This window comes from Agathobaculum sp. Marseille-P7918 (assembly GCF_964248325.1).
Classification (GTDB): domain Bacteria; phylum Bacillota; class Clostridia; order Oscillospirales; family Butyricicoccaceae; genus Agathobaculum.
On sequence record NZ_CAXTXI010000001.1, the window covers coordinates 169,094 to 181,437 of the forward strand.

Genomic DNA, 12,344 nt, shown 5'->3' on the forward strand with positions numbered 1-12,344 from the left:
CTCCCCGAACAGGCTATGAGAAGTTCTCATGGATGACCGAACGGATATTTTCAAGCTGCGTTGACGCGCTTGCATCAATGATCTCATCCGGCATTTCCACAATGCAGGTTCCTGTTTCGGCATCCCGCATGGGTACGATTTTGATGTGATCGGATAAGCTAGACAATGCCGCCGTCAGAGACGGATCGCTTTGTGCGACCCCCTTCACATCGCAATCTGCAACATATATCTGCACCCATTCGCGACGCTTCATTTTTTCTGTCGCTGCAATAATCATGCGTTTGATGATCTCCTCGCTGCTTTTCAAGCTGACATGGATCACCTTTTCCGCAACAGCTACAGCGACATCCAAAAGTTCGCCGCTGAGTTTATCAATTTTTTCATCGCGCATATTATTTGCCTGTGTCAGAAAGCGCTGCACTGCCTCCACAGATTCCTGTGCTGCTTTGCGCGTTGCGGCGGAGGCTTCTTCCTCGCCCTTACGCTGACCTTCCACATAGCCCTGATTATAGCCTTCCTCGGATGCCTGCTGGTGGATTTGTGCCACCTCTGCTTCAGCAGCCTGTTTAGCCTGTTCTATAATATGCTCTGCCTGTGCCCGTGCATTACGGATTAATTCATCTGCCTGTGCCTGTGCCAGCGACAGCGCCTGTTCAAAGCTGCCGCCTGCCGGCTCCTGTATTTCTTGTTCCTGCTCTTCCGCCTTGGCGGCATGAGCCTCCTTAGCTTGCTCTGCAGGTTTTTCATCCGCCGCATCGTCACTGGGAACGTTTTCTTTGAGGCGGATCATTTCCTCCAGCTGACTTACCAACTGTTCCTCATCCGGCAGCTCGTATTCTTCAGCCTTCGGTTTCATGAAATACTTCAGAATACTAGGCAATGATCTCATCCTTTCCGCCCTTCAGAATAATGATTTCATTGCGCTCTTCCAGATCACGAATGATACCAACAATACGCTGCTGTGCCTCTTCCACATCACGAATACGAACATTGGTAGTAATTTCGAGGTCTTCCTCGATATTCTGACGCATACGCGTGGACATATTGGTGAACAGCTTGTTTGCAACATCCTTGTTGGCGCCCTTGAGCGCCAGAACAATATCGCGCATATCGCAATCGCGGACAAAACGCTGCACAGAACGATCGTCCATATGTACGATATCCTCGAACACGAACATACGCTTGCGGATCTCTTCGGCCAGCGTGCCGTCGTTCTCCTCCAAGCCGTCGAAAATAGCCTTTTCGCTCGAACGCTCCAAATTGTTCATAATTGCAGCGATATGATCCAGACCGCCAATCTGTACATTCTCCGTAACAATCAGGCTGGAGAACTTCTTCTGCAGCTCGTCCTCGATCATCTTCACTGCCGTCGGCGATGCGCTCTCCATACGTGCAATACTCTTTACTACGCGCAGCTTCTTTTTAGGCGGCAGTTCTTCCAAAACCGCGGCTGCCTTGTCCGGATCGACATAGGACAAAACCAGCGCAATGGTCTGCGCACGCTCATGCTGCAATGTCGAAAGCAATGTCTTGGCGTCCGTCTTGTTGAGGAACGAGAACGAACGATTGCTCAGTGCCTTGGTGACCTTGCTCAGCAGCTGCTCCGCTGCCTGATCGCCAAAGGCCTTTTGCAATACCGAACGGGCATATTCCATGCCGCCCTCGGTAATGGCCTTGTTGGTCAGGCACATTTGATAAAAGTCTTGCAATACCTGCTCGGTTTGCTCCGGATCAATATAGCCGAGTTTTGCAACCTCAATGGTCAGTTGCTCCAGCTCATCCGAATTCATGTACTGATAAATCCGGGATGCCTTTTCTGTGCCAATGGCAACAATCACGGTTGCCGCTTTTTGTGCGGGCGTCAACTCTTGCTCAGCCATTTGCACCCTCCCCTCTCAGCCATGTACGAATCATCTGGGCCGCAATTTCCGGATTCTCCTCCGTAAACTTGCGAATCTCCTGCTTCAATTCCATACTCTTCTCGTTCTTAATCTCCAGAACATTGTCAATCTGCTCCTGTGCCTGCTCAGCAGCTGCGGCCTCTTGTGCTGCAAGTTCCTCAGCCTGCTGCGCCAGCAACAATTCTTGCGCCTTCTTGCGACGCTTCGAACGAATTACCAGCAAGACAATCAGCAACAACAGCAGTCCAAATACGCCTGCACCAACATACAGCGCCCATTTGGGAATCTGCAGACCCGAAAGGAGCGGCGCGGTTGTATTGTTTGCATCCGGATTGTAGAACGGTGCCACCAACACATTGATTTTATCCGCTTGCTGATCCGTCGAAATACCAGCCGCACGCGCAATATGACTGATGAGCTGTGCGGTACCCACATTACCGGCAGTATCCTGATTGATGGTAACCGCGATCATCACATCAGTTACAACACCAAAATTCTGCTCACTCTGCTGGGTAGTGGTATTGACATTCATGTCCTCCGTACCACTGTTTTTCAGATACTGCTCATTGCCATTTACGACATTCTGCGACTCCATATAAGTCGGAATATCGGCATTGGTCGGTGTGCCAACCGTACCGCCGTTTGCCGCGTCCTCACCGCGTACCAGCTCCTGATCGTACTCACGGTGTCCGATGATACCCTCGCCATCCGGTGCCCCTTCCGGCGTGGTGTACTCGGTTGTCTCCTGTACGCGGTGGCTGACGTCTACCGTACTGGTTACGCTGACACGCACATTGTCCGTGCCGTAAATCGGACTAAGTGCTTGCAATACTTCATTGCGAACACGGTTATTGACCTGATTCTCCAGGCGCAACTTCAGGTCCGATGCGGATGCTGTCGAAGTATCCGTACTCCCCGGCGTATAGCTGTTGCCGATGGAGTCCGTAATCGTTACGCTTTCAAAATCCAAGCCTTGCACACTATGCGCAACAAAGTTACCGATTGCATCGACATAACTGTCCGGCAAAGCCCCGCCATCCTGCATCTCAACAAAAACAGCAGCAGTTGCAGGCGTTGCATTATCACTGTCCAGCACATAGCGCTGATCTGAACCAGGAGAAATATCCACGACTGCATTCTTAACACCCGAAAAGTTCCGGATAACCGCAGCCATGCGATCCTGCAGTTCATAATTCTTCAGGGTTTCCCGATCGGATTCGCTCGACATCATGCCGACGTTATCCAGATAAGTACCGTACAGGAAGCCGCTCTTGGGATACCCGTCCACCAGCAGTTTGGCCTGCAGATTAGCAACCTCTGCCTCCGGCACCTTAATCGTGTCGCCCTCTATTTTATAGTCCGTTGCACCATATTCATCCAGCTTGCCCACAATCGCCGAAGCCTCGTCGGTCGTGAGCCCGGTGACCAGTGTTTCATATGGTCGATTGTTCAAAACCAATGCGAGCGCAACGGAAACAGCAATAACCACGATCAATACGACCGCGGTAATTTTTATATACTTGGACTTGTGTTCCCCTACATATAAGTCTTTAACCTTTTTTAGGCCGCTCTGAAATTTCTCTTTCACTATCTTCTCCGCCTCATCCCAGAGTTTCCCTCATCCTGGAGGGTTCGCAGTTGCATTATATGCTCATGCGCGAAATTTCACTATAGGCATCCAATGCTTTGTTCCTCAATTCCGCAAGCAGCTGAACAGAAAGCTGTGCTTTTGTACCGGCAATGGTCGCAACCGCCGGGTTATCCAACTGACCGGTCGCCAGTAAATACTGTGCCTGATTGTACTCTGCATCGGTTTGCTTTACGTTATTAATCGCGTTCTGGAACACATCCGCAAACACCGGAAAACCGCTTTGCGAAGAGGCCGTATTATCCTTTGAAGCCGTTTTATCCAGAGAAATCGAATCCCACAAGGGCTGAATCGAACCAATCACCGCCATTGTATCTGCCTCCTTATTTATTTACCAATATCAAGTGCGCGTGTGGCAACCGTTTTTAAGGTATTAAATGCTGTGACATTGGCAGAATATGCCTGTGTTGCCGCCATAGCATCCGTAATCTCCTTAACCAGATCCACATTTGGCATTTCAACATATCCATCTGCATTCGCATCCGGATGGCTCGGATCATATTGCAACTTAAAAGGGCTGGTATCCTCCACGATTTGCGTGACACGGACACCGCCCGTTTGTGACAAATTATATGTTTGCGCGGGAACATTGCCCGCTGCTTGGGCGAGCACTTGACGGAATGTATCTCTGCCTCCGTCTGCCTCCATCACCACCATTTTACGTTGATAGGGACCTTCTCCCCCTTCTACGCGTGTGGTATTGATATTTGCAACATTTTCCGAGACGACATCCAACCGAAGCTGCTGCGCTGTCAATGCAGAACCGGTAATGTTCATCGAGCTTAGAAATGCCATAACAAATTTCCCCTTCCCTTATTGTCCGCGAATAGCGGTACGAATCAGTGACAGATCCGTAGAGATCGCATTCATCACATGCTGCTGCTGCAGAGCGTTTCTAGCCAACTCAATACTCTGCTCTGTCGCATCCACACCATTACCATCCATACGGGCGGTTTCGTTGTCTGCAACGTGTATCGTAGCCTGTGTGCCTTCCAGCGCATCTCTCATATCTGATGCGTTGCCATTCGCCGCAGCCTGTAACCGCGACCGGAATGTTTCCTCAAAGGTAACATATTTGGTTTTATAATTTGGTGTCTCCACATTGGCGAGGTTATCCAAAATCGCCGTCTGCTTTGTCCACAAGAAGTCCATAGAACGCTCCATCATTAAAAGAGCATTATTGGTTATCGTATTCATTTTACCGGACCTCCAGTACCAGCGTAATTGAAGCAATCTAAAGATTTATATATATTGTACTATAGATTGTTGACTTTTTCAACCACTTTCGACATTGATTTGCAGTATTACTTGGCAAATTACACAATAAAAGACATTTTAAACTATTTCCTACTTTTTTCCGCATTAAATATGGAATATTCCGAGCGATTTGCTTATATTTTTAATTTCTAATGGGCATGAACAAAATATCATTTGTTAATTTTGTTAGATGTATGAAGAATAATATTTTTTTCAATGTACTTACAATATATAAGATATGGTTCTATTCCATTCCTTTTCCAATTCCAAATGAATAACGGACCCGGCTTTACTGCCGGATCCGTCATTCCATTATACATAGGAAGAGGCAAGCTGAATATAGCGATACGCCCAATACGTATAAGGAACATCCTTATAAGAGACGCTCCCTCCACCCGACGTGCGATTCAATACCCGGGTCATCATCGCCGCAACTTCGCTGCGCGCAATATAAGCGTAGGGCCGGAAGGTGCCATCCGGATAGCCATTGATCCAACCAGCAGATGTCGCATAACGAATGGCATTACTATTCGATGTTCCGCTGACGTCACTAAATCGCGTTGCACTGCTGCCCACACTCGGCGATCCGGACAAACGATAGAGCATCTCCGTCAGTTCGCTACGTGTGATATACTGATCGGGATAGAAGTACGTTGTTTGATCGATAATACCTGCTCGCGCAAAAACATTCACTTCTTGCGCACACCACATCCCCAGCGGCACATCATTATACACACTTGTTGAATAGTTGTTTGCGACATTAACCGTACACATCCGATAAAGCATTACCACAGCTTCCGCGCGCGTCATATAATTTTCCGGTCGGAATGTTCCATCAGAATAACCGTTCATAAATGCGCTGCGGCTGGACGTATTCAAGCGAACCGTGTTGGTTGGCGTTACCGGATCTTTGGAATAATACGCCTGTCCCGAAACCGTCACATTTTGGTCAATATCGGTCAAATAGACCGATACAACACCGTTGGCGTTGCGGCTCATCTGATATGTAGTGCTTCCGACACGAATTGATGTTTTTTCCGCCCCTACGGTACGGCTGTTATCACCTATTTTAACGGTGATTTCATCGATTTGATAGTTTGTGTCCGGCGTGAAGTAGAAGGTTACGTCGTCCCCTGCATCAATTCTGCTTGAAGAAACACTCTTGGTAATCTTCATATGGCTGGAAGAATTGATCGTCAGAGACGGTCTGGAAACCGAACTCGATCCAGAGGACGTAGCGGACAGCTTTACCGGTTCCGTCACATTATCGACGTATACCACATATTCTCCGTCGCCCATGTCCTCAATCTCATAATTCTTGCGGCCCACGCGTATTTCGCCATCCGACGGCTTGGCAGAACCCGTGCTGTCACCAACAGTCAGCGTAATTTTCTGCACCGAATAACGATCCGAGGTTGTGCTGACGTAAAACTCAACGTCGTCGCCAGGCGCTACTGTTTCGCCGCAATTGGTATCGATATTGATGCGGGTGCCTTCCTCTGTCTCGATCGGAATATTATTCTCATCGTAAGTCGCCGAAAAGGTTACAGTGGTATCCACATACATTTCCGGCAGGAAAAACCAGACCTCACCGGAATTTTCATGCACCTGTACACGATCGTTGCCCATCGTCAGAAAAGTCTGCCCAGTTGCCCAGCTTGCATAGCTTTTTCCGTAAGCCACGGTGCAATCACTGATGATGTAGCCAGGACGTGCGCTCACCCGCACTTCGCAGGTTTCGCCTTGCCCAACACTGGTTACACGGCTGCTCGGCCGCTTCAGTTCAAGGCCATCATCCACATCAACTGTCAGCTTATACACGATCGGAATTTCTCCTACAACAGCTTCTACATCCAGATTATCATACAATTCTCCCGAAACTGTACTTTCCCCTTCTGCATTCCACGTTATATTCAAGCCATTCCAATTCGCATTACCAGCCGTCAACGTTTCGGTTATTGTACCATATTTAATAATCAGGCTGTTTAACTGATATCCATCCTCCGGCACAACACTGAGCGAAATCTTTTTTCCGCGCGAAACCTTGCTGCTTTCATTGCCGTTCACCCGCGCATTCCCAGTTTCCTCATGAATGCGCATATCATATTCCTGAAGCGTGCTTTGACAACTAATTTGGGCATCGAACTGTTCCGAAATCGCTTTGTCAGCAGAAACCGTCAGGATAAAGCTACGCGAACGCTCCGGCCATGCGTCCATTTTGATAGAAACCCCTTTGACCGTGCCCTCCAGATGCGTGCTGTCTAGCTTAACTTCCTCCTGTTCAGCTGGCAACGCACCCTTCACAGTAAATGTAACGTTATCCAGTCTGCGCCCCTCATTCAGCGTAATCTTGAAATCCTGTTTCCCGTCAGGCGCAATAAAAGTAGACTCTTCCGCAGGTTCTACGGTAAATGAATTTTTTACCGGAAATGAAACTGTCACGCCACTCTTTTCTTCCTGTTCCTCTGCCGCACCAGCAGTCAGCGCCACAGACGGGAGCATAATAAGCGCCGACAAGGTCAGCGCCAACAACCTTTTCCAGCCCCGTTTCATCTCAGAACGCCATCTCCTTCCTATCCCAAAAAAACATATATAGATATATCGTCCAAAGCATGATAAAAATAAGGACATAAACGATAACCCCCGCCTATCATTGACGGGGGTTTCGAAACACTTATGTAATTAGTCCTGCCGCACTTTAAAACCACTAATCAGAGATTTGAGCATTTCAGACTGACCAGACAGTTCTTCACTTGCTGCTGCAGACTCTTCCGCAGTTGCAGAGTTAGTCTGAACAACGCTGGAGATCTGGTCAATACCCTGCGTAATCTGGACAATCGAATCCGTCTCGCGCTGAACTGCATCCGCAACCTCATCCATACCGGATACTGCAACACTTGCCGATTCCATCACACTGCCAACCGCTTCGCTAACCTTCTGCATCATGTTAACGCCTTCGTTAACCGCACCGATGGACTTCTCAATCAGATCCTTTGTTGCCTTAGCAGCCTGATCCGACTTGTGCGCCAAGTTACGAACCTCATCCGCAACAACCGCAAATCCCTTGCCTGCAGCGCCTGCACGCGCAGCTTCAACTGCTGCATTGAGCGCCAGAATATTGGTCTGGAACGCAATATTTTCAATAGTAGAAATGATCTTGCTGATTTCCTGCGAGGATTCGGAAATATTGCTCATAGCATTGCCAAGCGTTGCGATATATTCGCTGCTTGCCTGCAATTCTGCACCTGCATTATCCGCTGCATTTTTCGCCTGCAGCGCCAACTTCGCAGTGCGCTGGCTGTCGGTAGAAATATCGTTAATCGTTGCCGAAAGTTCCTGAACCGCGCTCGCCTGTTCGGTTGCGCCCTGTGCCAGTGACTGTGCACCAGAGGAAACCTGTTCAGCGCCCGCAGATACCTGAGCAGATGCGGTATTGATTTGCGCCATCGTTTTGCTTAACTCAATATTGATACCACGCATATGCTGCAGCAGCTTCTCATAATCGCCAATGTAATAATTGTAATCACGAGAGCGAACATTAAAGTTGCCGCCTGCCATTTCGCCAAGCACATAACCTATATCACCAATCAGATTCTGCAGGTTCTGCACAATACTTGCTGTCTGTTCTGCCAACTTTCCTGTTTCATCCTTGCTATGAATTACAGGAACCGGCGAAGAAAGGTCACCCTCGCTCAGCTTGTGAATGCGAGCCGCGCAAAGCTGAATCGGCTTGCCAATCGACGTTGCCAACCGAATCGCAATGAATATGCCAATCAGAACAATCACAACAATCAGAATACCAATGATAATTGCCGCAGTGTAAACCGCACCCATGAAGTCGGTTTCCGGAGCGGCAACACCCAAACTCCAACCATCTGTATTATCGATTGGCGCATAGGCGAGCAACTTTGTCGTACCATTAAGCTTATACTCACCTACGCCGCTGTTGCCTGCTCGCATATCGGCAGCATAAACAGCCAACTGCTCCAACGAGGGATCCGTCTTGGCTTCTTCTTCAATATTCTGATTTCCAACGGTATCCATTGTAATGTCAGCAATGGTAATGCCAGTCTTATCCAGCATAAACGCTTCACTGTTTGCGCTAACGTGGATAGAAGTCATAATATCATTGAGGAAGGTTTCCTGCGGAACAAAATAGACAACACCGATAATCGGCTTGCTGCTGTCGCCGTCCTGATAGACCGGCGCTGCAACCAGAATGGAAAGTTCTCCAGTCACCTTGCTCACCGTCGGCGTAGAGACAAAGCTTTCGCCATTCTTTGCACGCTGGAAATACTCGCGATCCGAGTAGTTATTACCATCAAAATAGCTGTTGCCCTGCAAATCCAGCAGATTGCCGCGCGTCATGTTGTAATTCTTCGCCATCTGGTTGACGTACGCTTCTTTATCTGCCACAGAAACATCCTCACTGCTTAAAGTATCGCTCTGGCCCGCGGTACTTGCAATCTCAATATAAGAGCGTAGCTCATATTCCACGCGGCTCGCAGCGATCTCCGCTGTACCCTGCATTGCAGTCTGCAGCATGGAATTCGAGCTTTGCAGGCTCATCACAATGCTGACAATGCCGATAACCAACATGCCTATTACAATTGTGGCAACCATGCCAAGTAATATTTTTCCTTTCACACTCTTCATTCAAAACCACCCTTTTTAGCGTCATAGGATATATCTTATATCGTCAGAATTTGGATTTAATTAACGACAGGTTTCGATTATTTATTATTTTTTATTTATCTCCTTCTTTTTCCCGATATGATGTTTTTTTACATGTTTTCCCTTGCGTTTCCATGCAAAAACATGTACTATTATTACTGTAAAAAATATTTCAAAGGAGAATCAATGAGAGCGAATGAAAAAGCAAGGATTATTGTTTTCCCTAATCCTGTGTACGCTGCTTTCTGCCTGTGGCGGCAAGGGAGAGTCTGCCGATGATCTTCTCGCTTACTATACGTTTGAAGGCGATACCATTCCTTCTATCGAGCAGTTCATAAACGATGAAACCGGCGGGCGCTTGGTTGCAACGCTCAGTCCGGATGCATCGGGAGATACCGGCGAACAAAACGCTTCTGATGAAGCCGATACACAGGATACCTCGGATGGCACCGGCGATGGGGAAACCACAGACACTGGTGATACTGCCGCCACAGCCGAAGAACATAATTATCTTTCCTATGACTATCAGCAGTTTGTGGAAGGACAGCCGACTTCCATTGCCAAATCGTACGTTACCCTTTTGGAGGGCGATGATATTGCACTCCACACCGAAAGTGAGGACGAACCATCCTTCGACAGCGATACCGGTTCTGTTACTCTTATTCGTCAAGCAGTGGCAACTGACAGCAGCGGTGCACCGCAGAAAAAGGAAACGGCCTCCACTTCGGAGAACACAGATGCGGAAGCAGAGACAGACGGAGAGGAATCCGGAGATACCGAAGCGTCTGAAGATACCGCGCCGCTCCCCTACTCCGAATATGAGCAGGATACACAGATGCGTTTCCGGGTCCGTATCGACTGGACCCCTACCAGTGTCCTCATTACACTGGATAAAACCGATGGACAAGATTTCGTCACTTCCCTACAGGAAGCCGGTACATTCCTTTCCTTCTCGGGCGCAAAGGCACTGATGAGTACGGTCACACCGGCTGAAATTGGACTGCCCGGCGAGTCTATGTCCGAATACAGCCTCAAGCCCGGCCCTGGCTTCGTTATGGTAGATGGTCAGGCGTGTCTGACAGTCTATGTATACGGAAAGAATTCTGTCGGAACCAATTCTCTAATGGGAACCTATTTCATTTCCTCTGACTGTACTACCCTGTATCGTCAGGTCGGCGAGACGTCCGATGAAGTGGAAGAAATCCAATTTCCAACTGATATTCCCGACGATTTGCCGACAGAAGGCGAGACTGCAGTCAAAACAGAGCCCACGCCCTGATAAATTGCATAAAAAAAGAACGGCACCGCATGTGCCGTTCTTTTTTTATGCATATGTGTCAATGACCTGCCCCATACCGGAAGTATCCGGAAGCATCTCCAGCAGTTCCTGTGCTGCCAACTCTGTGGAATCCATTGCTTTCTTGGCCACTGAGATTGAAACACTCTGCTGAAGCTGAGCCGCATGCATATTCACAGACATTGCGGCAATGCTGTCCATCATTCAAGCCACCTCCCTTTGCATTTGCGACCCTTCCTCGAATCGCTATTGTTAGTATCGACCACGCAACAGCGCAGTTAATACTATACATCAATCTTTTAAAATGTATACCTTGGCAGGACGAATACCAAAATCATTTGCCTCATCACCGGTCATGAAGAACAGGTCAATCTTTGTGCCTTTAATCAATCCACCGGTATCCTCCGCCAGCCCCGGCCCATAGGACCAGGATTGATCCCCGCCGTCCGATACTACATACAACCTGCTGCCAAGAGGGATCACACTCGGATCGACCGCAATGGTTCCGTATTTCGTCACTGTACCGGATGCGGTGATTTCACCGCCATCCTCTATCCGATGATAGGCAGTTGCCGTTACGTCAAGCACCGCCGTATATTCATAGCTTGAACCGTCACCCGCTGTAATGATTTTATTCTCTGTATCATCTTGAATTCCTGCAGGAACAGACCAAACCTGCGAACGGCCTGCGGTAGACAGTTCACCGGTACTCTCCGTTTGCGGCTGGCTTGACGGCAAGGTTTGATTGCTTGCTGTCGTCTGCGACTCTGCAGAAGCCGCCTGCTCCTCCTGTTCGTTTTGCGCAATGCGGATTCCCTGCTTGACAATGCAATTGACCGGCGCCTTTACCTCTTCCTCTTTGATAACCTCGCGGGAAACCTCTTCTCCGTCGTGTTCCTCAACCCGGTACTCAATGCTTTTTTCTCCATTTTCGCCATATTGAGCAATTTCCTGCTGACCTTTAAGCAACTGGGTATCATACTGCACTTCTACGGAGAATGGGATATTCTCTGTTTCTGTTTCTGTTGTGAAGGTGACACGTGTGACCGTAATCTGAGTACTGTCTGACAACCAATCATCCATATCCGGCGTTACAAGATCATCGCTGCCAACGCTGATACCGTTTGCCTCCAGAAGCTCCCCCACCGTGCAGGGTGCCGTGCGTACAGTCAATGTCTCGTCACTGGTCTGGATTGACACATCAAAGGTCTCTTTGAGTGTCAAATAAACAATACCGTCATCATCTTTTCGATTGACAACCTCGACATTGCGGAATCCCGCTTTGCTGCACGCCTCTTCCACTGTTCCGGGATAGAGCCGCACGGTTTCATATCGCTCGCCGTCTGTCATCACATAGGTGCAGGCCGCACTGCGGATGATGATAATCCGGAATAATCCAAAAAGCAGCAAACAGGTCATGGCAGCCAGTATCGCAAACAGCTTTAGATCGATTTTTCTTTTTTGAGGCTTTTTTCTACTACGCGATGCTTCCAATCTGTTAATGCCTCCCCCGAGTCTGCAAATATTTCTATTCCTCTGTATCGTTCTCTCCTGCGTTTGCCTACAC

11 protein-coding genes are annotated in these 12,344 nt (G+C 48.5%); 1 reads left to right on the plus strand and 10 read right to left on the minus strand.

The genetic code is table 11. The features are described 5' to 3' along the window. Nucleotides 1-13: 13 nt before the first annotated feature. The 8 genes from ACESSO_RS00835 to ACESSO_RS00870 form a co-directional block, all read right to left on the minus strand. Nucleotides 14-856, minus strand: a complete 843-nt coding sequence (locus tag ACESSO_RS00835; RefSeq protein WP_373163146.1) for a FliH/SctL family protein — start codon at nucleotides 854-856, stop codon at nucleotides 14-16. A gap of 16 nt (nucleotides 857-872) precedes the next feature. After that, the gene (gene fliG / locus ACESSO_RS00840) at nucleotides 873-1,880 is read right to left on the minus strand and encodes a flagellar motor switch protein FliG (protein WP_373163147.1); all 1,008 of its coding nucleotides are present in this window, start codon (nucleotides 1,878-1,880) and stop codon (nucleotides 873-875) included. Beyond that, a complete protein-coding gene (gene fliF, locus ACESSO_RS00845) occupies nucleotides 1,873-3,489 on the minus strand; it encodes a flagellar basal-body MS-ring/collar protein FliF (RefSeq protein WP_373163149.1) in 1,617 nt (538 codons plus the stop codon). Before fliF ends, fliG begins: the two co-directional genes overlap by 8 nt. Nucleotides 3,490-3,544: 55 nt before the next feature. Continuing rightward, nucleotides 3,545-3,859, minus strand: a complete 315-nt coding sequence (locus tag ACESSO_RS00850; RefSeq protein ID WP_373163150.1) for a flagellar hook-basal body complex protein FliE — start codon at nucleotides 3,857-3,859, stop codon at nucleotides 3,545-3,547. Nucleotides 3,860-3,876: 17 nt separating this feature from the next. Continuing rightward, nucleotides 3,877-4,344, minus strand: a complete 468-nt coding sequence (gene flgC, locus ACESSO_RS00855) for a flagellar basal body rod protein FlgC (protein WP_373163151.1) — start codon at nucleotides 4,342-4,344, stop codon at nucleotides 3,877-3,879. Between the two features lie 18 nt (nucleotides 4,345-4,362). Beyond that, nucleotides 4,363-4,746, minus strand: coding sequence for a flagellar basal body rod protein FlgB (gene flgB / locus ACESSO_RS00860; protein WP_373163152.1), 384 nt, complete (start codon nucleotides 4,744-4,746; stop codon nucleotides 4,363-4,365). Nucleotides 4,747-5,118: 372 nt separating this feature from the next. Beyond that, nucleotides 5,119-7,359: an S-layer homology domain-containing protein gene (locus ACESSO_RS00865; protein ID WP_373163153.1), complete on the minus strand. Its 2,241-nt coding sequence runs from the start codon at nucleotides 7,357-7,359 to the stop codon at nucleotides 5,119-5,121. 129 nt (nucleotides 7,360-7,488) lie between these two features. Further along, a complete protein-coding gene (locus ACESSO_RS00870; protein WP_373163154.1) occupies nucleotides 7,489-9,462 on the minus strand; it encodes a methyl-accepting chemotaxis protein in 1,974 nt (657 codons plus the stop codon). A gap of 214 nt (nucleotides 9,463-9,676) precedes the next feature. On the opposite strand from ACESSO_RS00870, the gene ACESSO_RS00875 reads away from it, so the two are divergent. Then, nucleotides 9,677-10,759 carry a hypothetical protein gene (locus ACESSO_RS00875; RefSeq protein WP_373163155.1) on the plus strand — a complete coding sequence of 361 codons (1,083 nt, stop codon included), beginning with the start codon at nucleotides 9,677-9,679 and terminating at the stop codon, nucleotides 10,757-10,759. 45 nt (nucleotides 10,760-10,804) lie between these two features. Here ACESSO_RS00875 and ACESSO_RS00880 read toward each other — a convergent pair whose 3' ends face one another. Further along, nucleotides 10,805-10,981 carry a YjfB family protein gene (locus ACESSO_RS00880; protein ID WP_373163156.1) on the minus strand — a complete coding sequence of 59 codons (177 nt, stop codon included), beginning with the start codon at nucleotides 10,979-10,981 and terminating at the stop codon, nucleotides 10,805-10,807. Nucleotides 10,982-11,068: 87 nt separating this feature from the next. Next, complete coding sequence (locus tag ACESSO_RS00885) at nucleotides 11,069-12,196, minus strand: G5 domain-containing protein (RefSeq protein ID WP_373163157.1); 1,128 nt, start codon at nucleotides 12,194-12,196, stop codon at nucleotides 11,069-11,071. Between the last annotated feature and the right edge of the window lie 148 nt (nucleotides 12,197-12,344).